The 25,512-nt window shown below is 59.7% G+C and carries 16 protein-coding genes and 1 riboswitch; of the genes, 2 read left to right on the top strand and 14 right to left on the bottom strand.

All coding sequences use genetic code 11. The features are described 5' to 3' along the window. Positions 1–2,857, bottom strand: a 2,857-nt coding sequence (locus tag ACMGEE_RS11765) for a S6 family peptidase (RefSeq protein ID WP_436830066.1), incomplete at its 3' end; no start/stop codon positions are given. A gap of 756 nt (positions 2,858–3,613) precedes the next feature. Further along, positions 3,614–3,710: riboswitch (TPP riboswitch) on the top strand. Positions 3,711–3,742: 32 nt separating this feature from the next. Between ACMGEE_RS11765 and thiM the strand changes: the two genes are divergently transcribed. Further along, on the top strand, positions 3,743–4,528 hold the full coding sequence (gene thiM, locus ACMGEE_RS11770; protein WP_436830067.1) for a hydroxyethylthiazole kinase: 786 nt from the start codon (positions 3,743–3,745) through the stop codon (positions 4,526–4,528). Continuing rightward, positions 4,525–5,322 (top strand): bifunctional hydroxymethylpyrimidine kinase/phosphomethylpyrimidine kinase, encoded by a 798-nt coding sequence (gene thiD / locus ACMGEE_RS11775; protein ID WP_253460005.1) that lies wholly within the window; start codon positions 4,525–4,527, stop codon positions 5,320–5,322. The genes thiM and thiD overlap by 4 nt, the downstream gene beginning before the upstream one ends. A gap of 169 nt (positions 5,323–5,491) precedes the next feature. On the opposite strand, the gene ACMGEE_RS11780 is transcribed toward thiD, so the two are convergent. From ACMGEE_RS11780 to ACMGEE_RS11840, 13 genes are all read right to left on the bottom strand, one after another. Beyond that, entirely contained in the window at positions 5,492–6,178 is a 687-nt protein-coding gene (locus tag ACMGEE_RS11780) for a GntR family transcriptional regulator (RefSeq protein WP_436830068.1), read from the bottom strand. A 105-nt stretch (positions 6,179–6,283) separates the two neighbouring features. Continuing rightward, positions 6,284–7,741 carry a mannitol dehydrogenase family protein gene (locus tag ACMGEE_RS11785; protein WP_436830069.1) on the bottom strand — a complete coding sequence of 486 codons (1,458 nt, stop codon included), beginning with the start codon at positions 7,739–7,741 and terminating at the stop codon, positions 6,284–6,286. Positions 7,742–7,781: 40 nt separating this feature from the next. Further along, positions 7,782–9,065: an MFS transporter gene (locus ACMGEE_RS11790; RefSeq protein ID WP_253460011.1), complete on the bottom strand. Its 1,284-nt coding sequence runs from the start codon at positions 9,063–9,065 to the stop codon at positions 7,782–7,784. Positions 9,066–9,182: 117 nt separating this feature from the next. After that, the gene (locus tag ACMGEE_RS11795; RefSeq protein WP_253460013.1) at positions 9,183–10,193 is read right to left on the bottom strand and encodes a Zn-dependent oxidoreductase; all 1,011 of its coding nucleotides are present in this window, start codon (positions 10,191–10,193) and stop codon (positions 9,183–9,185) included. Between the two features lie 10 nt (positions 10,194–10,203). After that, positions 10,204–11,418 carry a D-mannonate dehydratase ManD gene (gene manD, locus ACMGEE_RS11800; RefSeq protein ID WP_301251126.1) on the bottom strand — a complete coding sequence of 405 codons (1,215 nt, stop codon included), beginning with the start codon at positions 11,416–11,418 and terminating at the stop codon, positions 10,204–10,206. 493 nt (positions 11,419–11,911) lie between these two features. Next, positions 11,912–12,814 (bottom strand): lipid kinase YegS, encoded by a 903-nt coding sequence (yegS, locus tag ACMGEE_RS11805; RefSeq protein WP_301251123.1) that lies wholly within the window; start codon positions 12,812–12,814, stop codon positions 11,912–11,914. A gap of 245 nt (positions 12,815–13,059) precedes the next feature. After that, positions 13,060–14,400, bottom strand: a complete 1,341-nt coding sequence (gene trhP / locus ACMGEE_RS11810) for a prephenate-dependent tRNA uridine(34) hydroxylase TrhP (RefSeq protein ID WP_253460020.1) — start codon at positions 14,398–14,400, stop codon at positions 13,060–13,062. A gap of 88 nt (positions 14,401–14,488) precedes the next feature. Beyond that, positions 14,489–15,196: an envelope stress response regulator BaeR gene (baeR, locus tag ACMGEE_RS11815; RefSeq protein WP_301251121.1), complete on the bottom strand. Its 708-nt coding sequence runs from the start codon at positions 15,194–15,196 to the stop codon at positions 14,489–14,491. Between the two features lie 26 nt (positions 15,197–15,222). Then, complete coding sequence (gene baeS, locus ACMGEE_RS11820) at positions 15,223–16,614, bottom strand: envelope stress sensor histidine kinase BaeS (RefSeq protein WP_436830070.1); 1,392 nt, start codon at positions 16,612–16,614, stop codon at positions 15,223–15,225. After that, the gene (gene mdtD / locus ACMGEE_RS11825) at positions 16,615–18,018 is read right to left on the bottom strand and encodes a multidrug transporter subunit MdtD (RefSeq protein WP_436830071.1); all 1,404 of its coding nucleotides are present in this window, start codon (positions 18,016–18,018) and stop codon (positions 16,615–16,617) included. It lies immediately after the preceding gene. Then, positions 18,018–21,095: a multidrug efflux RND transporter permease subunit MdtC gene (mdtC, locus tag ACMGEE_RS11830; RefSeq protein ID WP_436830072.1), complete on the bottom strand. Its 3,078-nt coding sequence runs from the start codon at positions 21,093–21,095 to the stop codon at positions 18,018–18,020. The genes mdtD and mdtC overlap by 1 nt, the downstream gene beginning before the upstream one ends. Beyond that, positions 21,092–24,211 (bottom strand): MdtB/MuxB family multidrug efflux RND transporter permease subunit, encoded by a 3,120-nt coding sequence (locus tag ACMGEE_RS11835; protein WP_253460031.1) that lies wholly within the window; start codon positions 24,209–24,211, stop codon positions 21,092–21,094. Before ACMGEE_RS11835 ends, mdtC begins: the two co-directional genes overlap by 4 nt. Further along, positions 24,211–25,425 (bottom strand): MdtA/MuxA family multidrug efflux RND transporter periplasmic adaptor subunit, encoded by a 1,215-nt coding sequence (locus ACMGEE_RS11840; protein ID WP_301730475.1) that lies wholly within the window; start codon positions 25,423–25,425, stop codon positions 24,211–24,213. Before ACMGEE_RS11840 ends, ACMGEE_RS11835 begins: the two co-directional genes overlap by 1 nt. Positions 25,426–25,512: the final 87 nt, after the last annotated feature.

Below are 25,512 nucleotides of genomic sequence, written 5' to 3' on the forward strand. Positions count from 1 at the left end.
CCGGAGCCGGAGCTTCATCAGCCGGAACTTCGGGCGCCGGAGCTTCATCAGTTGGCGCTTCGGGTACCGGAGCCGGAGCTTCATCAGATGGCGCTTCGGGTGCCGGAGCCGGAGCTTCGTCAGTTGGCGCTTCAGGTGCCGGAGCCGGAGCTTCATCAGCCGGAACTTCGGGCGCCGGAGCTTCATCAGTTGGCGCTTCGGGTACCGGAGCCGGAACTTCATCAGATGGCGCTTCGGGTGCCGGAGCCGGAGCTTCGTCAGTTGGCGCTTCGGGTACCGGAGCCGGAACTTCGTCCGTTGGCGCTTCAGGTGCCGGGATCTCGCTATTACCCGATTCGGATAATAAAATATTTTGCAGACGATAATCCCAGAACTGATTGCCGGAACCGCCGACCTCGCGCTCGCTTTCTGCTGCCTTACCCGGTGCGAAAGCGTAAAGGCCGTAAGCCCAGGCACCCTGGGCCACGTAGTCGCCCGCAAGCCGGAAGCTGTTCTTTGTCGCCTGGCCGCCAACCTGAATAATCGACACGCCTTCTGTATTGTCAGCGCTGCCGTTTTGATTGCTGTCACTGTCGGTCCACGCGCTTTGGCTGTTCACGGTTACCAACACGGGCTCGCTCTCACTGATATCGCCGTCTATTAGCAGCTTATCCGTAGCGCCGGGGCGGAAGCCGCTGTTCAGCGACAGGCCGACCGTTCGCGAGGTGGTCAGCGAACCCAGGCGCAGCGTGGCGTAATCTGCGCTATCGGTCAGCAGCGCGCCGGGATAGATGGTCGAACCGCTGGCCGCCTTCAGCGATTGCAGCTTACCGTTACCCGCCAGCACCGTTTCGTTGGCTATCGTGACCGGGGAGGTGACGTTGCCGTTCAGCGCCAGCGTGCCCGCCAGAAGTTCGGTAATGCCGGTAGTGGTGATATCGCCATCCATCTGCAAGATGCCCGTGCCGTTTTTTATCAGCTGGCCTTTACCGCTGATGTCCGCCGTAATCGTCGAGAAAAGTCCCGCCACGCTGCTGGCCCGTTCGGAAATATCCGCCTGTAACAGGCTGCTTGTCTCAGTCAGTTCGACGCTGCCCGACAGCAAAGTATGCGCGTAGAGATTTAGCGCGGCTTGTTCAAATACGGTGACATCACCTTTCAGAACCGCGTGATCGCTTACCGTTAACGCCGTACCGGACTGTACCTCTACCGTGTCAGCGTAGTAACTTTGCTCGCGCCAGTCGTCGCTGAAGAGTGCGCCGCCCGCATGAGGCGTTTGCTCGCCCGACAGCACCAGTTCGCCGCGTTTGACTTTCAAGGCGGAGACATCGACTCCGCCCGAGAGCGTCGCACGATAAGCGCTGTCGGCAGCGTAATAGCTCAAATTGAGCCGCCCGCTCTCTTGCTCACCAAAATGACCAGCAAAATTAAAGCCGTTGCCGTACAGCGTCACCGTCCCGGTTTTATCCGCGTTACGGTTTACGATCGTTGCGCCGCTGTCGTTATGATTGATTTCGCTAAAGCTCAGGCTGTTGCCGTTGATATCCAGCGTGCCGCCACGATAGCCAAAGCGGATATTTTTCGCCGCTACCTGATCCGCGTCCGCCAGCTTCACTACCGGCCGGCCGCTTACCAGCGTCACGGTGGAGAAAGCCTGCTTCAGGCCGTTTTCGTCCGCCTGCTGATCGAGAACAACCGTACCGTTGCCCACGTTCAGATCGCCGTTGTTGATGCCGGTCGCGTTAACGTACAGGGTTCCCTCGCCGATTTTGTGCAGCGCGTCGCCTGCCAGGCCGTTCACCTGCCACAGGACTGATTTGCCCGCATCCACCTCAATGCCGCCGCCTGCCCACGTATAATGCTGATTATCAGCCGATTTAACCTGATAATTATTAGAAAATTGCAGTTTACCCGCGCCCTGATTAACGGACTGATTGAGCACCAGCGTGCCGCCTTCGCCGTTGAAGCGCAGATCCTTGCTGCTGTCCAGTTCAGCATTGGTCGCGGCGGCAGGGGTCAGCGCCTCAACGCCATGCCATGCCCAGCGATCCGCGCCCTGGATAATGGCTTCCTTATTCCAGTACATCGTGCCGTTTGCCTGAGCATCGGTAATATCAGGATCGCTGTTGGCCGCCATCACCTGCGCGACAAAGCTGTCCTGAATAAATAAAACGTAGGTACGCAAAGAGTAGGGGGCCGATCCGGCGATCGATGTCGCTACGCCAGCCAGTTTCCAGGTTTTCTCTACGTTGTCATAAACCAGCAGCGGGCTGCCGCTGTCGCCACCCTGTCCGGCGCTGTCGAAAGGCTGTACGTCGGGGTTATCCGGGCTGTAGTTATACCAGCGCAGCCGCCAGTTTTCGAAAGTAGGATTAGTTATCGTACCGCCCGACTTCCAGCTATAGGCACCGGCAAGCTGGATTAGAGTCTGCGTATCGGCATCAACCTGATATTGTGTGCCGGCACCCGCACGCGCATACCAGGTATAGCGTTCAGGATTAGCGCGCAGCTCGGTACCGACCATCGAAGGGACAGGAGCGGCTTCGGTAACGACTTTATTTAAGCGAGGTAAATGAAAATCCTGTTCATCATGTTCATTACGATTAATTACTTTATAGATCGTTTTATATTTTGCATCGTTGCCAAAATCTACCGACTGGTAACCGGTATTATGTTTAACGCTTACCAGAAATGAGGGAGAAAACAGCGTCGCGTAGCCACCGGACACCACGGCGCCGAAATCAGGTATGGGGAAGTTAAGTACGCCAGCCAGCGTGCCGTCCGTTTTATAGACCGAAACGTTCTCTTTCCCAACGCCATACTTGCCCAGGTTTTCAGCGAAATCCCGATAGTCCTGCACCGGGACATCCTCACGCATCACGCCTGCAAATAAAGATGGCGATAAACAAAAGTAGCAACATAAAAACGCATTTATTTTAAAGTTCATCGCTCTCTCTTCTGGCTTATTATTGTCGTGTGTCTTCAATGGCAGGATGTTGTTATAATTTTTTATTAACATCGTTACGCAGGCCGCTGTTTTTACGGACTTATCTGATATCTTAGCAATAAGTTATTATTGCGCAGGCTGTTTTTACGCCTGTTTGGCAGAATGATATAAAAGGTTGATCCTGATCAATTGATATTGGTATGGTTAATTATCCTGATTTTTCAGTTTTCTGCTTTTGCCAATTAGTTACTTTTATCTGTTCAAGTGAAATATAATTAATGTGGGCCGGGTTAAGTTTTATATTGGCTTGTAAAAAGGGATTGTCAGACAGCGTGGTGTTATTTCTTTGCTGGATATTATTTATAATTCTTGTAAAAAAGCAACGGCGGTATTATTAAGTGTTCGTTAAATACTGTTGCAGGCATATCAGCAGGGCGACTGTCTGTGCGGATTTTTCAGATGCCCAATCATTAACGTTATTATTGAGTATTCCGCTTTAAACCAGACGGCCTGTTATATATTTCCGCTACGTCAAGGAGGTAATGCTGCGGGCCGGCAAGCGACCCGTACGCTGGAAACCATGATGGCGGAAGCCTGGCGCTGGCAGCAGTGTAAACCCTGGCGCTATCTGCGTTAGCAAGCCGTTCCGCGCTTGCGTAAAACAGCGCGTTTCCCTATGCTGGCAAGCACTACGACTCGGGGTGCCCTTCCTTGTGAAGGCTGAGAAATACCCGTTGAACCTGAACTGGATAATGCCAGCGGAGGGAAGTCAGATGCTTTATCGCATCGCCTTCTTGATCGCCGGTTGGGAGCGCTATGATCCAACCTACTCACTATACGGCCAGCCCGGCCGCGTCTCTTGCTCTGTTCCGCCAGCGGTCGCCGCTGGTTCACTGCCTGACCAATGATGTGGTACAAAGCCTGACGGCTAACGTGCTGCTGGCGCTGGACGCGTCGCCCGCGATGGTGACTGAACCTGTGGAAGCGGCACAGTTCAGCGCCATTGCCGATGCCGTGCTGATCAACGTCGGCACGCTGACCGCTGCACGTAGCGAAGCGATGCTGGCCGCGGTGCAGGGAGCGACGGCGGCAGGCCGACCGTGGACGCTGGATCCGGTTGCCGTCGGCGCGCTGACTTTTCGCAGCGATTTTTGCCAGCGGCTGCTGGCATTCCGTCCTGCCGCCATTCGCGGCAACGCCTCTGAAATTATGGCGCTGGCCCGACAGGCGGTTTCCGGTCGCGGCGTCGACAGCCAGCATCATCCTTCCGCCGCGCTGGAGGCCGCTATTCAGCTGGCGCAGTCCAGCGGCGCGGTGGTTGCCGTGACGGGCGAAACGGATTACGTCACCGATGGACGGCGGCTGCTGGCGGTATCGGGCGGCTCTCCGCTGATGACGCGCGTGGTCGGCACGGGCTGCGCGCTCTCCGCCGTGGTGGCCGCATTTTGCGCACTGCCGGGCGACAGGCTGCTGCATATCGCTGCCGCCTGTCGGGTAATGAGCCAGGCGGGCGAGCAGGTGGCGGCGGCGGCCAACGGGCCGGGCACCTTTGAACCGCTGTTTCTCGATGCGCTCTACCGTCTGTACAAGGAGGCGGTATGAGAGTCAACGCATTGACCATCGCCGGTACGGATCCCAGCGGCGGAGCCGGGATCCAGGCCGATCTGAAAACGTTCTCCGCGCTTGAAGCCTACGGTACCAGCGTGATCACCGCGCTGGTGGCGCAGAACACCTGCGGCGTGCAGGCCGTCTATCCCGTGGCGGCCGATTTTGTTTCGGCCCAGCTAGCCTCGGTATTAAGCGACGTGCGCATCGACAGCGTCAAAATCGGTATGTTGCAGGACAGCGATATTGTGGAGGCGGTAGCAGAAGGGCTGGCAAAGGCGGCGATCCCCTGGCGGGTGTTGGATACGGTGATGCTGGCGAAAAGCGGCGATCCGCTGCTTTCCGGGCGGGCCGTGGCGACGCTGCGGGAAAAACTGCTGCCGCAGGTTTCCATTATCACGCCGAATCTGCCGGAAGCCGCTGCGCTGCTGGAGTGCTCACCGGCCCGCAACGAACAGGAGATGCTGCAACAGGGCAGGGCGCTGCTGGCGCTGGGCTGTCAGGCGGTGCTGATGAAAGGCGGCCACCTGAGCGACAACGAAAGCCCGGACTGGCTGCTGACCCCGGAAGGAGAAGAGCGCTTTACCGCGCCGCGCGTGCCGACTAAAAATACGCACGGCACCGGCTGCACGCTTTCTTCCGCGCTGGCCGCGCTGCGCCCGCGTCATACCAGCTGGCCGGGTACGGTAAGCGCAGCGAAACAGTGGCTGCAGGGCGCATTGCAGCACGCAGATACGCTGGAAGTGGGTAAAGGCATTGGCCCGGTGCATCATTTCTATCGCTGGTGGTAGCGCGCTGGAACGCTATCAGCGGGCAAACTGCTGACGGGCCGGGAGAGGATGATTAGTAGTGCATCGACGAGCGAAAACGTTACGGCTGAACCGGCGCGTGTAGCGGTAGTGATGAGACGCGCGGGTGGAAGGACGCTGACGGCCGGAACCGCTCGCCAGCCCGGCAGGATTACTCCTGTTCAAACCACGCGCCGTTTTGCTCTGCAATCGGCGTGATGGAAAAAATCATCTCCTGCAAATGGCGTCGCAACGCCCGTTCGGCGGCGTCAGCGTCTTTCGCCAGCAGCGCCTGCAGGATCTCTTCATGCTGATTGATCAGGCTTTCCGGCGGCGAAACCTTACTGAGGGTCAGGAAGCGCACGCGATCCATCGTCGCCTTGATATTTTCTACCGTTTCCCATGCCAGCTCACAGTTGATGCTCTGCGCGATAAGGCGGTGGAACTCATCATCCAGCAGCAAAAACGCCTGGCTGTCGTTGCGCTCCGCAGACAGCTTTTGCAGGCGTAAATTATGCTCCAGCCGGGCCAGCGCCTCTGGGGTCGCTTCCGTCGCCGCTCGCCGTATTACCGCCGTTTCCACCGCTTCACGAATAAAACGGCCGTCGGCAACGCGTCGTGCGGAAATCTTGCGCACAAAGGTGCCGCGCTGCGGCAGAATTTGCACCAGATCGGCCTCGGCCAGCTTAATAAAGGCTTCCCGCACCGGCTGGCGCGAGACGCTGAAACGGGCAGAAACCTCTTTTTCAGACAGTAAGGCACCCGGTGAAATCACGCAGGTCACAATATCCTGGCGTAAAAAGCGATAGATTTGCTGATTGACTGGTTCGCTGGCGGTAATGATATAGGCAGTAGACATGCGGCAATTTTCATTTCATTAGTGCGTCGCGAAGCCTGACGCTGGAAACAGCCAGTCTAATCAGCCTGCTGCGCCAGCGCCAGTTCTTTTGCCATTAAGCGGCGGTCAGCCGATAACCTGCCTGACCGTTTCTTTCGCGCCCAACTTCAGTAACAGCGCGTAGTAATGGCCGACTTTTTCGCGGAACAGCGAATTATCGGGCAGATCCTCGCCAAAAACAGCCCGCAGCGAGAGCAGAGCGGCGACGCGCTCATCGCCTTCCTGACTGTCGTTTACCCGCTGCGCCAGCTCCGCACGCAGCGGATCGTTAATGACGATTGGCTTGCCCTGCTCATCCACGCCGCCAACAAAGCGTATCCAGCCTGCCACGCCCAGCGCCAGCAGCGTAAAATCGCTGCCGTTAGCCAGATGCCAGCGAATACTGTCCAGCCAGCGCTGCGGCAGCTTTTGCGTGCCGTCGGTAGCGATCTGATAAGTGCGGTGCTTAATCGCCCGGTTGCGATAACGCGCGATCAGCGAATCCGCATAGGCTGTCAGATCCACATTTTTAGTGCTCAGCGTGGGCGCCTGCTCATCCAGCATCAGGCTGCGGGCGGCCTTGAGGTAGTAAGGATCGTCCATACAGTCGCTGATATGCTCATAGCCAGCCAGATAGCCGAGGTAGGCCAGCAGCGAGTGGCTGCCGTTAAGCATCCGCAGCTTCATCTCTTCAAACGGCAGCACGTCGGCCACCAGTTCCGCGCCCGCTTTTTCCCATGCCGGGCGACCATTCACAAAATTATCTTCGATGACCCACTGGAAAAAAGGCTCGCACTCCACGCCCACCGGATCGGCGCAGCCCAGCTTGCGGCTCAGTTCATCAAAGGCTTCCGGCGTCATGGCGGGCACGATGCGGTCCACCATAGTGGAAGGGAAGGTAAGGTGTTTACGGATATAGTCGGCCAGCGCCGGCTCCTGCTGCTGCGCCAGCTGCGTGATGACGTTGCACGTTACCCGACCGTTTTCCGGCATATTGTCGCAGGACATCACGCTGAAGGGCGGCAGGCCGAGCGCGCGCCGACGTCGGATGGCCGCCAGCACGATCCCCGGAAAAGAAACAGGCTGCTCAGGATGAGCCAGGTCATGCACAATGGACGGATGCGTCAGGTTTAGCTCGCCGCTGGCAGGCTGGTAGCAGTAGCCTTTTTCCGTGATGGTGGCGGAGACAATCGCCACGTCCGGCTGGCAGAGCGCGGTGATAACGCGCTCGACGCCGTCTTCGCGCGCAAAGAGCGCTTCTTTGACCACGCCAACCACGCGGGTGCGCAGCTCGTCGGCGGTTTTTTCCGTTACGCTGTAGAGACAATCCTGCTCGCGCAGCGCTTTAATCAGATCGCCGCTGTTAAGCTGGCATTCGCAATAGCCCCAGTCGCTTTGCTGCTCGGCGGCCAGCCTGTCGGTACACACGGCCTGATGAGCGCGATGGAAAGCGCCGAAGCCAAAATGCACGATACGCGTACGCAGCGCGCTACGATCGTAACGCGGGAGGAGGGTGCCTTCAGGTAACACATCGACAAGTAACATGATAAATCCTTATCAAATAAAAGGCGCCGCAATGCGCCAGTCAGACGGAAACTCGCGCCGCCGCGTTTTTTGGGCTTTTGATCACCAGCAGTACCAGCACAGCGCCCACGGCGGCAATCACGCCGGCCAGCACGAAAGCGCTGTCGAACTTGCCGGTGTGGTGCACGATATAGCCGGTAACGACAGGGCCGATAATGCCGGAAAGGCTGCCGATCAGGTGGATAAAGCCGCTGATGCTGCCGACGCGGCTTTTATGCACCACATCCTGAATAATCGCCCAGTAGATAGCCCCGGTGATATAGAGGAAAAAGATAGAGACCGACATCAGGATAACGGCCGGATAAACCCCTTTTACCGAGCCGGCGAAAGCGACGCAGATAGCGGCGGCCAGCAGCGACACCACCAGCACAATTTTTCTGGAGAGCAGGAGCTTACCGGTGACCTTAAAGATTTTGTCGGAGATTAAGCCGCCCAGCGCCAGCCCGACGAACCCCACCACCCAGGGGATCACCGTAGTCATACTCATCGATTTGATATCAAGGTTATGCGCCTGCACCAGATAGGCCGGGAACCAGCTCAGGAAGAAAAACAGAATATAGTTGTAGCAGAAGAAGGCAAAGGCGGTCACCAGGATAATCGGCTGGCGCAGATAGTAGCCCAGGCCGTGGGACGCCTGCGCCAGCTCTTCGTCCGGCGTGGTTTGCTCCGCTTTCAGACTGGCAATCAGCTCACGCTCGCGCGCGCTGACAAGGCGGCTTTTTAACGGGTTATCCGCGGCGATAAAGAACCACGCCACCATCCAGACGATACCAATAGAGCAAATAATCATAAACGCCGGCCGCCAGCCGAAGGCCAGCGCCAGATAGCCGATAATCGGGCCGGCTACCGCGCCGCCCAGCGGCGAACCGGCGCTGAGAAAGCCCATCGCGGTCGCGGCCTGTTTTTTAGGAAACCAGCCGTTGATCGCCTTATTCGCCGAGGCGCAGATCGGCCCTTCGGCCATGCCAAACAGCACCCGCAGGATCAGCATCGACCAGAAGCCGGTAGCCAGCGCGGTAAAGCCGCAGAACAGCGACCACAGGCCGACGGCAATCCCCAGCACCAGCGTCGGGCCATATTTATCGGTGGCCAGGCCGCCAACAAAGTTGAAAATCGCATAGCCAAAGAAAAAGCTGCCGAAAATCAAACCGAACTGTTCGGCGTTCAGCAACAGATCTTTTTCAATCATCGGCACGGTCAGAGAGAGCGCCACACGATCGAGATAGTTGATCATGTAGACCAGAAACAGCAGGAGTACGATAGTCCAGCGGAGATGCTTGAACATATAAAATCCTTATTTCTTATGGTTTTAAGTGATTCTCTTGACGACTCAGGGAGCCTGGTAACGGGAGGCTGGCCCTCCCTTACCGACTACCGCCCTGACCGTTAAGCCCGGCGTTCGTTAACTGACTTTAAGGACAACTTTGCAGCAGCTGCGCGGATCTTTTTCAAACAGCGTCATCGCTGCCTCCACCTCGCTCAGCGGCAGATAATGCGTGACCAGCTTTTCTGGCTGGATCAGGCGTTTTTCCATCCACTCGATCACCTGAGGGAAACGGTGGCTATTCAGCCTTGAGGTAAACAGGGAGAGCTCTTTGCTGGTCAGGCTTTGCTGCGTTACGGTGCACGGCTCGCCGGAAAAACCCAGTAGCCCGATACGCGCCGCTGGCGAAGCGAGCGCGACGGCTTCGGCCAGAATAGCGGGATGGCAGGCGGCATCGATAATCAGCGTTGGCTTGACCCCTTCCAGCTGGGCAGCCAGCGGGATCTCGCTGTTATCCAGCACGGTATCCGCGCCGTTTTCTTGCGCCATCGTCAGCCTTTCCGGCAGCCTGTCCGCCACAATGACGTTACGCACGTTGAATACGCCTTTCAGCGCCTGGATAGCGGTTAAGCCCATCGGGCCGGCCCCGAAGATCAGCGCAACATCGTCCGGCACGGGCTTCAGGAAAGCACAGATATTGGCGGCGATGGTAAAAGGCTCGATCAGGCTGGCGAGCTTATCGGGGATCGATGGCGGCACCACGTAAGCGTTGCGCGCCGGTACGACGGCATAGTCGCTAAAACCGCCGTCGCGGTGGACGCCGATCACCTGTAGCTCGCTACAAACGTTGGGGCGACCAACGGAGCAGGGATAGCAGTGGCCGCAGCTGACCACCGGATCGACCGCTACGCGCTCGCCAACGCGCGATGCCTCTACGCCCGGGCCTGCTGCCTCGATCACGCCAAAAAACTCGTGGCCGATCACGCGCGGATAGCGGGCGAAAGGATTGTGGCCGTGCCAGATATGCACGTCTGAACCGCAGATGCTGGCATAGGCTATTTTTACCCGTACTTCGCCAGCGGCTGGCTCCGGTAAGGCGCGCTCCTCAATTACCAGCTCGCCGGGTTTAGCAATAACGACGCTTTTCATTTTATTTTCCTCACCAGTTCCATAAAGTGCCGTCTTCAAGGCGGGCTACCGGCAGGTAGGCAGGCTCATAGGGGTATTTCGCCGCCAGCTTCTCGTCAAACTCAATGCCCAGGCCCGGTTTATCGCCCGGATGCATATAGCCGTCTTCAAAAGTCCAGCTGTGCTGGAACACTTCCATCATCTGTTCGGAATAGCCCATATATTCCTGCACGCCGAAGTTCGGTACCCAAAGGTCAAAATGCAGCGCGGCCGCCATGCAGATTGGCGACAGATCGGACGGGCCGTGCGAACCGGTACGTACCTGATAAAGCGAAGCGAAATCGGCGATGCGGCGCATACCGGTAATGCCGCCCGCATGGGTGATGGTGGTACGGATATAGTCGATCAGCTGCTCTTCTATCAGCTGCTTGCAGTCCCAGATGCTGTTGAAGACTTCGCCTACCGCAATCGGCGTAACGGTGTGCTGGCGGATCAGGCGGAAACATTCCTGATTTTCGGCAGGCGTCGGATCCTCCATCCAGAACAGACGGTAATCTTCCACGCTTTTACCAAAGCGGGCGGCCTCAATCGGCGTCAGGCGGTGGTGCATATCATGCAGCAGATGCTCATTAAAACCGAACCTGTCGCGAATGGCGGCAAACAGTTTAGGGGTAAAATCGAGGTATTTTTCCGTAGACCAGAGCTGCTCTTCCGGCCAGTCGCCTTTGGTGGCCGGCTCGTAGGCCAGGCCCTTGCCTTTGGCCATCCCGTAGGTGGTTTTCATGCCCGGCACGCCGCACTGCGCGCGGATAGCCTTAAAGCCCATCTCTTTATGCTTTGCGTAGTCGTCCATGACTTCATCAATGCTGTGGCCGGTGGTGTGACAGTAAACCATCACGCCCTCGCGCGAGGCGCCGCCCAGCAGCTGGTAGACCGGCATATTGGCCGCTTTGCCTTTGATGTCCCACAGTGCCTGATCGACAGCCGAAATGGCGGACATGGTCACCGGGCCGCGACGCCAGTAGGCGCCTTTATAGAAATATTGCCAGATGTCCTCGATCTGATGCGCGTTGCGACCGATCAGCTGCGGGCAAACGTGATCTTTCAGATAGGAGGCCACCGGCAGCTCGCGGCCGTTCAGCGTGGCGTCGCCGATGCCGGTCAGCCCCTGATCCGTGGTGATCTTAACCGTAACGAAGTTCCTGCCGGGGCAGGTAACAAAGACTTCCGCTTTTACAATTTTCATTCTTGTCGTCCTGGTGAAGAGAATGAGGAGAAAATACGTTCTGGCGTACTACCATACAAGTTGCAGGCGACGAAACTCCGATAGCGATCACACTTGTGAAAGCATTGTTATGAGCAGAGAGGCATTTTTGCTGGCGGAAGCCGATGCCGGATCCACCGGAAGCGCGCTTTTCAGCATCCAGACGGAAACGGCGCCGCTATGCGGCAGGAGATAAGATCGGTAACGGCGGAAGAGGGCGCGTGCCGGTTCGCCCTGAACGCTAAGGCTGGCGGTCAGCGTCGGTTTGCCCTGAACGCTAAGGCTGGCGGTCAGCGCCGGTCGCCCTGAACGTTAAGGCTGGCGGTCAGCGCCGGTCGTCCTGAACGCTAAGGCTTGCGGTCAGCGCCGGTCGCCCTGAACGTTCAGGCTGGCGGCCTGCGTGGGACAAGGCTAAAAGCCTGCCTTCGCCTTTATGCATCGCTGTCCAAAACCGGGGCGCAATGGCCCCGGTCGGTCAGGCCAGAAGCTCGCAGGAAGGCGGCAGGCGGCAGGCCAGCGCGGCGGGCAAAATCTCAATACGGAAAGTGGTGCCGCGCAGCGGTTCGCCATCAAGATTAAAGGCCATCTCGTTTGGCGAGGTAATTTCCAGCCACGGCAGCGAAGCGCGAATGATGTTTGGATTTTCATCATCGCCGCCGGTCAGCGAGTTAAACAGCGTCGGCAAAATTTCTTTTGAGGTGACAATGGTCAGCTCCAGCCGGCCGTCGTTGATCAGCGCGGTCGGACAGAGCCGCTGGCCGCCGCCCGCCTGGCGTCCGTTGCCGATGCCGATCACCAGCGCGTCGCCCTGCCAGCTAAAATCCGGGCCGCGCAGTTCGCAGCTGTCCGCCTTAAGCGTATCCATGCGCAGCAGGCCGTGGATCAGATAAGAGACGCCGCCCAGCGCCGATTTGAGCTTCTCCGGCGTTTCGGTGGTAATACGCGTGCCGAAGCCGCCGGTCGCCATATTGATAAAGTAGCGATCCTGATTAACCCGCGCCAGATCGACGGAGGTGGCCTTGCCGACGATAGCCAGACGCAGCGCGTGCTCCATCTCTTCAGGTATGCCCGCGCTGGTGGCGAAATCGTTGGCGGTGCCGAGGGGAATAATCCCCAATACCGGACGTAGCGGCGCATCCACGCCCGCCAGCGCGGTAGCGATTTCGTTAATCGTGCCGTCGCCGCCGCCCGCAACCACGGTCGCCGCGTGCAGATCTACCGCCTCTTTGACGAAGCGTTCGCCATCGCCGTGTTCCCAGGTAACGCGGACTTCAATCTGCAGTCCTTCCTCGCGCAGCGACAGAATAGCTTCGCGCAGTTCCTCATTACCTGCACCTTTACCATTAAGGATTACCAGCGTAAGCGATTGTTGGTCCATCTTCTTTTCCTGTCAAAATGGCCTTAGCCAGACGAGCTTCTGTTATAGCACATCCGACCATCGGTGGAAAAAACCGTGGGCTAAAAGAAAGGCCCGCTCGGCGAGCCGGGCGGGCCAGGAGGTGGTTTTAAAAACCGCTATTTAGAATTTTTCATTCGAGGCCCGTGCATCATAACCGGAAACGGCGCGCCGGAATGTGATGGCATTCTAAAAGTCACGTCAGGAAACTTTTAGCACCCTGAACGTTATGCCGATTCAGGAAAATTGCGCATCAGCAGCGCGAAAGCGAGGTCGATCGCTTCCGGCACCGGGATCCAGACAAAGTGGCCGTTGCCCGGCGCGACGCTGGTCGGTTGGCCTTTTTGATTTTCCATCTGCTCCAGGCGGAAATTGACGTTGCCTGCTGGCGTCATCAGCTCCAGGCTGTCGCCCAGGCTGAACTTGTTTTTTACTTCGACCAGCGCCATGTCGCCACGGCGTTCGCCGGTAAACTCGCCGACAAACTGCTGGCGCTCGGAAGCGGAGAAGCTGCGGTCGTAAGTCTGGTAGCTGTCATGCGTGTGGCGGCGTAAAAAGCCTTCCGTATAGCCGCGATGGGCCAGGCCTTCCAGCGTTTCCAGCAGGGAGGCATCGAAGGGTTTGCCTGCGGCGGCGTCATCGATGGCGCGACGATAAACCTGCGCGGTGCGGGCGCAGTAATAATGCGATTTGGTACGGCCTTCAATTTTCAGCGAGTGCACGCCCATCTTCGTCAGCTGCTCCACGTGCGCCACCGCGCGCAGATCTTTGGAGTTCATAATATAGGTGCCGTGCTCATCCTCAAAGGCGGTCATATACTCGCCGGGACGCATGGCTTCCTCAATCATAAAGACTTTGTCGGTTGGCTGGCCCACGCCCAGCGTCGGCTCGACGTTTTTTACCGGAATGGGCTGATACTGGTGCACGATATTGCCGATTTCATCCTCTTTGCCTTCCTGCACCTTATATTCCCAGCGGCAGGCGTTGGTGCAGGTGCCCTGATTCGGGTCGCGCTTGTTGATATAGCCGGAAAGCAGGCAGCGGCCGGAATAGGCCATGCAGAGCGCGCCGTGCACGAAAATTTCCAGTTCCATTTCCGGCACGCGCTCGCGGATTTCGGCGATCTCCTCCAGCGAAAGCTCGCGCGAGAGGATAACGCGCGTCAGCCCCATCTGCTGCCAGAACCTGACCGTGGCCCAGTTGACCGCGTTGGCCTGCACGGAAAGGTGAACGTCCATCTCCGGGAAGGCATCGCGCACCATCATAATTAAACCGGGATCGGACATAATCAGCGCGTCCGGCCCCATCGCCACGACGGGCGTCAGATCGCGGATAAAGGTTTTCAGCTTGGCGTTATGCGGCGCGATATTCACCACGACGTAGAATCGCTTTCCCTGCGCGTGCGCTTCACTGATGCCGATAGCCAGATTTTCGTGGTTGAACTCATTGTTGCGCACGCGCAGGCTGTAGCGAGGCTGACCGGCATAGACGGCGTCCGCGCCATAGGCAAAGGCGTAGCGCATGTTTTTCAGCGAGCCGGCGGGAGAAAGCAGTTCTGGTTTAAACATAGAGGTCTCAATCCTGGCATAAGGCCGTATGACGGCCTTACAAAATGTGCGGGGATTGTAAAAGCTGGCGGCAGGAATGTAAATTGCGCTAGATCAAGCGGCACACGTCCGCTTCCCAGCGGTAGCCCATGCCGTAGACCGCGCGGATAAAGGGCTGATCGGCATCCAGCGCCTCCAGCTTGCGGCGCAGATTCTTGATATGGCTGTCGATGGTGCGGTCGGTCACCACGCGATAGTCGTCATACAGATGGTTCAGCAGCATCTCGCGCGAAAAGACTTTGCCTGGCTCATGCGCCAGCGTTTTCAGCAGGCGAAACTCGGCGGGCGTCAGCTCCAGCGGCGTGCTGTTCCAGCTGGCCTGAAAACGCGCTTCATCCACCACCAGCAGCGACGCTTTTTGCGCCTCTTCCGGCGTACGCTTGCAGCGCTTGAGGATAGTTTTCACCCGCGCGACCACTTCACGCGGGCTGAAAGGCTTGCAGATATAGTCGTCGGCGCCAATCTCCAGCCCCAGCAGCCGGTCGATCTCTTCTGTTCTGGCGGTAACCATAATCACCGGCAGCTCAGAGAAACGGCGCAGCTCGCGGCACAGCGTCAGGCCATCCACGCCCGGCAGCATTAAATCCAGCAGCATCAGATCCGGCGGCGTCTGCTTAACCCATTCCAGCACCTCGTCGCCGCGCAGCAGATGATGCGTGCGGTAATTGGCGGCCTGCAAATAATCGACCAGCAGCTGGCCGAGCTTGGGTTCATCCTCAACCACCAGGATCAGTGGGCTAAGCGGTTCCTGATTCATGACACTCTTCTTTGCAAGCAGGCGCATTACGCCCGGGTTAGTCTTGCGGGTAAGTGTACCGTAATTTTAAGGCCACCGGCAGCAGAGTGATCCGCTTTGATCGCGCCCTCGTGCGCCTCCACGATATTCTGACAGATGGCCAGCCCCAGGCCGGAACCGCCGCTGGCGCGGTTGCGCGAGCTTTCCGCCCGGTAGAAACGCTCAAAAATCTGCTCGCGCTGCTCGTCGGTAATGCCCGGCGCGCTGTCCTCAAAATCGATAATTTGCTGGCCCTGTTCCGCGCGCAGCGTCACCACCAGGCCGCCGCCCGCATCGGTATAGCGCAGGCTGTTTTCCATCAGGTTGGTGAACAGCTGCATCAGGCGATCCGGATCGCCAAACAGCGGTGCGGAATCGGGCAGGCGAAGCTGCAAAGTCAGATGTCGGCTTTGGTAGCGTCCCGTAAAATTTGCGGCGACCATTTCCAGCAGCGGCACCAGATCGATATCGCTGCGGCGATAGGCCAGCGCGCCTTCGTCAGAGAGTGAAAGCTGATGCACGTCCTCCACCAGCTTGGTCAGCGTCGCGACTTCACCCTGTAGGGAGACAATCGACTCCGGCGTCAGCTTGCGCACGCCGTCCTGAATGGCCTCCAGCTCGCCGCGCAGGATCGCCAGCGGCGTGCGCAGCTCGTGCGAAATATCCGCCATAAAAGCGCGCCGCATACTTTCGTTTTTCTCCAGCGTGCTGGCCAGTCGGTTAAAATCCTGGCCCAGGCGGCCCAGCTCATCGCGGCTGTCGGCCTTGACGCGCGTGGCGAAATCCCCGGCGGCCAGGTGATGCGTGCCCTCGACCAGCCTTTTCACCGGCGCGAGCAGGCCGCGCGACATCAGCCAGGTCACCAGCGCCGCCAGCAGCATGGTCAGGCCGACAATCATCCAGCTGGTGCGCTTCTGCTGCTGATCGAAGTTAATATCCGCGCTGCGGGTCAGCCTTTCCGGCGGCGAGCCGATCACCCAGCCCACGATATGGCCGCTGCTGGTGGTAATGCTGCGGCGGGTGCCTTCCGGCGGCACCGGCCCGCGCGGCCCCATCATCACGCGATATTGCTGATCGATGATCCAGAACTGCGTGCGCCAGCCGTGCGGCGGCAGCTGATTATTCGCCTCCGGGTTCTGCTCCAGCGAATGCAGGATCTGAAACACCAGCTTGTTGTTATGGCGCAGAAAGTCCCAGTTGCCGTGCTGCTCATACTGATCGGCCAGCGCGTCGCTCAGCAGCCCCAGCCGCTGCTCGTTGCCTTTTTTGATATAGTCGATAAAGCCGTGCTCAAAGCTGAGGCGCACGCCCCAGTGCATGGTGATCAGCACCAGCATACAGGTGGAAAAAATAGCGATAAACAGCTTGGCGGTGATGCCGATACGTAATTTTGCAAACATTCAGGGCTTTCTCCGACGGCTCAGCACCACGTTTTTGGTGACGTCTGGCGGCACGTGGCGAAACACCAGCGCGGGCAGAACAATCACCGCCGCCATACAGATCCAGGTTGAAATAAAGGCCTGCTGCATTAGCTCAGGCTGCGACTGTTGAGCAGCAAAGGTGCCGAGCAGCAGCCCGGCCAGCGTGACGCCCACGCTCGTCGACAGCTGCATCACCATCGACAGCAGGCTGTTGCCGCTGCTGGCCAGCTCGTCCGGCAAATCCTTCAGCGTCAGCGTGTTCATGGCCGAAAAACGAATGGCGTTAACCATGCCCTGCAGGAACAGCACCAGCGGCAGCAGCGCCTCCCAGCCAAGCAGCGCCGTCACCGGGAACAGCAGCACCACCAGCGCCAGGGCGACGGTAGCGCCGACCAGCACGTTACGGTAGCCGAAACGGTTAACGATCTGCACCACAATGCGCTTCATGCCCATATTGCCCAGCACCATCGGGATCATCATCAGCCCCGCGTGAAAAGGCGTATAGCCCATGCCGACCTGCAGGAAGATCGGCGTCATAAAAGGCAGCATGCCGCTGCCGATCCGCCCGGTAAGGCTGCCCAACAGGCCGACAGAATAAATACGGTTGTCGAACAGCTTCAGGCTGAACAGCGCCTGGTCGTTGGCGCGGGCATAGAGCAGATAGGACAGCAGGGCCAGGACGCCCGTCAGGATAAACAAACAGAGCAGCAGCGGAGAAAAACCGGCGCCGCGCGAGCCGTCCAGCGCCAGCGTCAGCGTCGCCATGCCTGCGGCCAGCAGCAGAAAACCGCGAAAGTCAAAGCGGCGGCGCGGCAGGCGCAGATCGGGCAGCAGCAGCAGCGTTGCCGCCGCGCCCGCCAGGCCGACCGGCAGGTTCAGCAGGAAAATCCAGTGCCAGCTGGCGTACTGCACCAGCGCGCCGCCCACTACCGGCCCCAGCAGCGGCCCGACCTGGCCCGGCAGCGTCACAAAGGTCATCGCGGCCATATACTGCGCGCGCGGCACCAGCTTCATCACCGTCAGCCTGCCGACCGGCACCATCATCGCGCCGCCGACGCCTTGCAGCACGCGCGAGGCGATCAGCTGGTCAAGGGTGGAGGAGAGTGCGCAAAACAGCGACCCGATGGTGAACAGCACGATAGCGCTGAAGAAGATATTGCGCACGCCGAAGCGATCGGCCAGCCAGCCGCTGACCGGCAGCATCACCGCCACTGTCAGCACGTAGGAAACCACCACCGAATGCATTTGCAGTGGATCCTGGTGCAGGCTGTGCGCCATCGCGGGCAGCGCGGTGTTGACGATAGTGGTGTCCAGCGACTGCATAAAGAAGCCGAACGCCACAATCCACAGCTGCCAGCGCACGCCGGCCGGAAGCGTCTCCATCAGCCGGTCGCGCCTGCGCGCCTGCGCGCGGCCGGTTTTCTGCGCAGCTTATCCATATAGAGATAAACCACCGGCGTGGTGTAGAGCGTCAGCAGCTGGCTCATCACCAGGCCGCCGACGATGGTGATCCCCAGCGGCTGGCGCAGTTCCGCGCCGTCGCCCGTGGTCAGCACCAGCGGCAGCGCGCCCAGCAGCGCCGCCAGCGTGGTCATCATAATGGGGCGGAAGCGCAGCAGGCTGGCCTGGAAGATCGCCTCGCGCGCGCTCAGATTGCCGTTGCGCTGCGCATCCAGCGCGAAGTCGACCATCATGATAGCGTTCTTTTTCACGATGCCGATCAGCAGCAGAATGCCGATCAGCGCAATCAGGCTGAAGGGCGCGCCAAACAGCTCCAGCGCCAGCAGCGCGCCCACGCCCGCAGAGGGCAGGGTGGAGAGGATAGTCAGCGGATGCACATAGCTCTCGTAAAGAATGCCCAGCACGATATAAACGGTGGCGATGGCGGCCAGGATCAGCCACAGCTGGCTGCTTTGCGTCTCCTGAAAGATCTGCGCCGTGCCGGCAAAGCTGCCGCGCACGCTGGACGGTACGCCCAGCGCGGTCATGCTGCGCTCGATAGCCTCGGACGCCTGAGAAAGCGAGACGCCTTCCGGCAGGTTAAACGACACCGTCGAAGCGGCGGAAAGCCCCTCATGGTTCACCGACAGCGGCGCGTTGGCGGGCTGCCACTTCGCAAAGCCGGAAAGCGGAATCGCCTTGCCGTCGTTGTTGATCACGTACATCAGATCCAGCGAGCTGACGTCCTGGGTATAGCGCGGGTCGACCTCCATCACCACCTTATACTGATTCAGCGGCTGGTAAATGGTGGAGATCTGCCGCTGGCCGAAGGCGTTATTCAGCAGGCTGTTGGCGTCGGCGACGTTGATGCCCAGCTGCGCCATGCGGGTGCGATCGTAAACCAGCGCCATCTCGGCGCCTTTGTCCTGCTGATCGGAGTTAACGTCCGCCAGCTCGGGCAGCTTAGAAAACGCCTGACGAATTTTCGGCTCCCAGCTGCGCAAATCGTCCAGATCGTCCGACAGCAGCGTGTACTGATAGCCCGCGTTCGACTCGCGCCCGCCCACTCTTAAATCCTGTACCGCCATTAAAAACAGGCTCGCGCCCGGTTCTTTCGCCAGCTTGCCGCGTAGCCGGGCGATCACCGCCTGGGCGCTGTCGCTGCGTTCGCTGAGCGGTTTAAGCGAAATAAACATTGAGCCGCTGTTGGTGCGCGAGCCGCCGGTAAAGCCGACCACGCTTTCCACCGCCGGATCGTCACGGACGATTTTCATAAAATCTTCCAGCTTGCCGCGCATCGACTGGAAAGAGATGCTCTGATCCGCCTGGATAAAGCCCATCAGCCGCCCGGTATCCTGCTCTGGCATAAAGGTTTTCGGCACCACGACGTACAGGTACATGGTCAGGCCGATGGTGGCGATAAACACCAGCAGCGTCCAGCGCGAATGGTTCAGCACCCAGTTCAGCGAGCGGCCGTAGCCCTGCTGAATGCCCGTCAGCACGCGGCCGAAACCGCGCAGGCGCGGCTGCTCGCGGCGGGCATGCGCTTTCAGCAGGCGGCCGCACATCATCGGCGTCAGCGTCACCGAGATCAGCAGCGAAATGATAATGGAGACGGAGAGCGTCACGGCAAACTCGCGGAAAAAGCGGCCAATCAGCCCGCCGAGCATCAGCAGCGGCAGGAACACCGCCACCAGCGACAGGCTCATCGACAGCACGGTAAAGCCGACCTCGCGCGTTCCCTGCAGCGCGGCCTGAATCGGCTTCATGCCCGCCTCCACGTGGCGGGAAATATTTTCCAGCACCACGATGGCGTCATCCACCACAAACCCCGTCGCCACCGTCAGCGCCATCAGCGACAGGTTGTTGAGGCTGAAGCCGCAGAGATACATGGCGGCAAAGGTGCCGATCAGCGACACCGGCACGGCAACGGCAGGGATCAGCGTGGCGCGGCCCGAACGCAAGAAGGCGAACACCACCAGGATTACCAGCCCGACGGAAATCACCAGCGACTGTTCCACTTCGGCCAGCGACGCGCGGATAGTTGGCGAGCGATCCTGCGCAACATCCAGCTGAATGGAGGCGGGAATGCTGTTGCGCAGCTCCGGCACCGCCGTGCGAATACGATCGACGGTATCGATAATATTGGCTTCGGGCAGCTTGCGGATCAGCAGCAAAATCGCCGGTTTAGCGTTGGCCATCCCGGCGTTGCGCACGTCCTGCACCGAGTCGGTGACGTTGGCGACATCCTGGAGCCGCACCGCCGCGCCGTTGCTGTAGTGCACGATCAGCGGCTGATACTCCGCCGCCGTTTTCAGCTCGTCGTTGGTTTTGATCTGCCAGCGTTGATGGCTGTCTTCAATCGCGCCCTGCGGCCTGCGCTGGTTGGCGTTGCTGATGGCCGTGCGCACCGCGTCCAGCGACACGCCCTGGTTAAACAGCGCCTGCGGATTCAGATCCACGCGCACCGCTGGCAGCGAGCTGCCGCCTACGGAGACGTCGCCCACGCCCTCGATCTGCGCCAGCTTCTGCGCCAGCTGGGTAGAGGCGTAGTCGTACAGATCGCCCTGCGACCAGGCGTCCGACGTCAGCGTCATAATCATAATCGGCGCGTCGGAAGGGTTGATTTTGCGCCAGGTCGGCCGGCTCGGCATCCCCGTCGGCAGCAGGCTTTGCGCCGCGTTGATCGCGCCCTGCACGTCGCGCGCCGCGCCGTTGATATCGCGATCGTAATCAAAAACCAGAATGATGCGCGTGCTGCCCAGCGAGCTGGTGGAGGTCATCTCGCTGACGCCCGCGATGCGGCCCAGTGACCGTTCCAGCGGTGTGGCCACTGACGAAGCCATCGTCTCCGGCGATGCGCCGGGCAGCGAAGCGGAGATTAAAATCACCGGGAAATCGACCTGCGGCAGCGGCGCGACCGGCAGCAGGCGAAAGCTCAGCGCGCCCGCCAGCGCGATGGCGATGGTCAGCAGAATAGTGGCGACCGGGCGGTGAATAAACAGCGCAAAAAATTTCACTGCGCCTCCTTCGACGGCAGACGACGACGGGCGGCCTGCGCCAGGCGATCGAACAGCAGATAGATGACCGGCGTGGTGAACAGCGTCAGCACCTGGCTGACGATCAGGCCGCCCACCATCGCCACGCCAAGCGGATGCCGCAGCTCGGCGCCGACCCCGGTGCTCAGCATCAGCGGCAGCGCGCCCAGCAGCGCCGCCAGCGTGGTCATCAGGATCGGCCGGAAGCGCAGCAGGCAGGCCTGATAGATCGCGTCATAAGGCGTCATGCCCTGTTCGCGCTCCGCCGCCAGCGCGAAGTCAATCATCATAATGGCGTTTTTCTTCACGATGCCGATCAGCAGGATAATGCCGATGATAGCGATCACATCCAGCTCGTTGCCGCTGAGCATCAGCGCCAGCAGCGCGCCGACGCCCGCCGTCGGCAGCGTGGAAAGAATGGTGATCGGATGGATAAAACTTTCATACAGCACGCCCAGCACGATATACATCGCCACCACGGCGGCCACGATCAGCCAGACGGTGCTGGAGAGCGCCGCCTGAAACGCCAGCGTGCTGCCCTGGAACTTCGTGACGATCTCGGCGGGCATTGCCATCGTCTGTTCAGCCTGAGTAATGGCGTTCACCGCCTCCTCCAGCGAATAGCCGTCGCGGACGTTAAACGAGAAGGTGGTGGAAGGGAACTGATCCAGATGATTGATGCTTAACGCGCCGTGACGCTGCTCCACGCTGGCAATAGCGCTGAGCGGCACGCTGCCGCCGTCGGTGCTGGTCAGGCGAATCGATTCCAGCGCGGCAAGGCCCGGCGTGGCGGAAATATCGTTTTCCAGCACCACGCGATACTGGCTGGCCTGGGTATAGATAGTGGAGATCAGCCGCTGACCAAAGGCGTTATAGAGCGCGTTGTCGACGTCCGCCATGCTGATGCCAAGACGGCTGGCGTTATCGCGATCCACCTTGATATAGGCTTCCAGCCCGCGATCCTGCCAGTCGCTGCTGACGTCTTTCAGCTGCGGCAGCTGGTTCAGCGCCTCGGTGAGCTTCGGCACCCACAGGCTCAGCGAATCCAGCGAGCCGGTTTGCAGCGTAAACTGATACTGCGTGCGGCTGAGCTGGGTATCGATGGTGAGATCCTGCACCGGCTGAAGATAAAGGTTAATGCCGGGCAGGGCGGCGACCGCCTGCTGTAAACGGGCAATCACCGCCGGAATGCGATCCTCACGCTCGTCCAGCGGCTTAAGGTTGATTTGCAGCCGTCCGCTGTTCAGCGCCGGATTGGTGCCGTCCACGCCGACAAACGAGGTCAGGCTCTGTACCGCCGGATCTTTCATAATAATCGACGCGACCTGCTGCTGGCGCTGCGCCATGCTGGCCCAGGAAACCGACTGCGGCGCCTGCACCGTGCCCTGAATAATGCCGTTATCCTGCAAGGGGAAAAAGCCTTTCGGGATAGCTATCCACAGCAGCACGGTGATGGCCAGCGTGCCGAGCGCCACGCCAAGCGTCAGCCACTGGTGATCCAGCACGCGCTTGAGAAAGCGGCCATAGGCGGCAATGACGCGATCGAACATCGCCTCGCTGGCGCGCGAAAAGCGGTTCTGCTTGCGCAAGGATTCCACGCTGAGCATCCGCGCGCACATCATCGGCGTCAGCGTCAGCGACACCACGGCGGAAATCAGGATTGATACCGCCAGCGTAACGGCAAACTCGCGGAACAGCCTGCCGACGATATCGCCCATAAACAGCAGCGGGATCAGCACCGCAATCAGCGAGAAGGTCAGTGAGATAATGGTAAAGCCGATCTCGCCCGCGCCCTTCAGCGCCGCGTCCAGCGGCTTTTCGCCTTTTTCGATATAGCGGGAGATATTTTCAATTACCACGATAGCGTCATCGACCACAAAGCCGGTGGCGATGGTCAACGCCATCAGCGTCAGGTTATTGACGGAGAAGCCGAGGAAGTAGATCACGGCAAAGGTGCCGACCAGCGACAGCGGCACCGCGACCGCCGGAATAATCGTTGCCGGCACGTTGCGCAGAAACAGATAGATGATCATCACCACCAGCGCGATTGCCAGCATCAGCTCGAACTGCACGTCGTTGACCGAGGCGCGAATATTGGTGGTGCGGTCGGTCAGCACTTTGACCTCGACCGACTTCGGCAGGGAGGCGGTCAGCGCGGGCAGCATCTGGCGAATGCTGTCGGCGGTGGTGATAATGTTTGCGCCCGGCTGCCGCTGAATATTAAGCACGATAGCCTGCTGGCGGTTAGCCCAGGCGCCCAGCCAGCTGTTTTCCGCTCCCTGTTCCACGGTAGCGACGTCGCGCAGGCGCACCGGCGCACCGTTCTGCCAGCTGATAATCAGCTGCCGATAATCTTCCGCCGACTTCATCTGATCGTTGGCGGAAAGCGTAATCGAGCGCTCCGGGCCGTCCAGGCTGCCTTTAGCCGAATTAACGTTGGCGCTGCTGATGGCGGTGCGCACCGTTTCGCTGGTTAAGCCCAGCGAGGCCAGCGCCTGCGCGTTGAGCTTCACCCGCACCGCTGGCCGCTGGCCGCCCGCGAGCGTCACCAGACCCACGCCGGAAACCTGCGAAATCTTCTGCGCCACGCGCGTCTCCACCATATCCTGCACCTGGGTCATCGGCATACTGGTGGTGGTCACGGCCAGCGTCATGATCGGCGGATCGGCGGGGTTCACCTTGCTGTAAACCGGCGGGTTTGGCAGATCGGACGGCAGCAGATTGGTCGCGGCGTTGATGGCGGCCTGCACCTCCTGCTCGGCCACGTCCAGCGGCAGCGTTAGCTGAAACTGTAGCGTCACGACCGACGCGCCGCCGGAACTCTGCGAAGCCATCTGCTTTAAGCCCGACATCTGGCCGAACTGGCGCTCCAGCGGCGCGGTAACGGCCGAGGTCATCACGTCCGGGCTGGCGCCGGGGTAGAGCGTCACCACCTGAATGGTGGGGTAGTCGACCTCCGGCAGCGCCGAAACGGGCAGCGAGCGGTAGCCCAGAATACCGGCCAGCAGGATAGCGACCATCAGCAGCGTGGTTGCCACCGGACGCATAATAAACTGGCGGGAAGGGCCGCCGCCGGGGTTGGAAGGCATCACCTGCATTACTGGCGCGCTCCCTTAGCGGGCGGCGTGCCGGTGCCCGGCAGCGGCGTGGCCTGCGGCGCGACCACTTCTACCGTGGCACCTTCCGTCAGGCGATCGATACCGTCGGTCACCACTTTTTCGCCTTCATCCAGTCCGGCATCCACAATCGCTTTTTCGCTGTCCTGCACGCTGACGGTGATAGTCTTTTTACTGACCTTGCCGTCGCTGTTAACCACCCAGACAAAATGCCCCTCATTGCCCATTTGCAGCGCCGCTACCGGGATAACAATGGCGTCGTGCAGCGTGTTGACCTGCAAACGCGCGTTGACAAACTGATTAGGAAACAGGCGGTCGTCCTGATTAGTGAACTGCGCTTTGACTTTAATCGTACCGGTCGTAACGTCGATCTGATTATCCATGCTCAGCAGCGAACCGGTCGCCAGCAGCGTTTTGTTGCTGCGGTCCCAGGCTTCTACCGGCACCGGCTGCCCGGCTTTTTGCGCGTTCAGCAGGGTTTCGATCTGGTTTTCAGGCAGGCTGAACACCAGCTCGACAGGATGCGTTTGGGTGATCACCACGATGCCGTTGGTATCGCCGCTGCTGATATAGTTGCCAATATCCACCTGACGCAGCCCGACGCGGCCGGAAATGGGCGAGGTGATGCGGCTGTAGGTCAGGTTCAGCTGCGCGCTGGCAACGCTGCCCTCGTCCGCTTTGATCGTGCCCAGGGTTTCACTGACCAGCGCGCGCTGCGTATCCAGCTCCTGCTGCGAAACCAGGTTGGTTTTCACCAGCTTCTCCAGCCGCGCCAGATCGCGACGCGCGTTGGCAAGCGTCGCCTGATCTCTTGCCAGCTGGCCCTGCGCCTGCGTCAGCGCGACCTGGAAGGGGCGAGGATCGATTTCCGCCAGCAGCTGGCCCGCTTTAACTTCCTGGCCTTCGGTAAAGTGAAGCGCCATCAGATCGCCATCGACGCGGCTGCGCAGCGTAACGGTATTGGCGGCGGCCACGGTGCCCAGCCCGGTCAGGTATTGCGGCACGCTCTGACGCGCGGCGGCGGCGGCCTGCACCGGCGCCAGCGGGCCGCCTGCGGCTTTACGACCGCCGCCGGAAGCGTGCGGGCGTTCGGCTGTTTTTTGCGGCTCGCCGTGGCTGTGCCACCAGTAAAGTCCGCCCGCTGCGATAGCCGCGAGCACCACAAGTATGATTTTAAAACGGCGCCGGGTGTTCATCCTGTTATCAGCTCTCCAAAGACAAAAGTTAGCGTCGGTAAAGCAATCTCGCCGGTCGAAAAGCCTGGCTGTTTTTCGGGGCCGGCC

This window comes from Erwinia artemisiae, from assembly GCF_051400835.1.
Classification (GTDB): domain Bacteria; phylum Pseudomonadota; class Gammaproteobacteria; order Enterobacterales; family Enterobacteriaceae; genus Erwinia; species Erwinia aeris.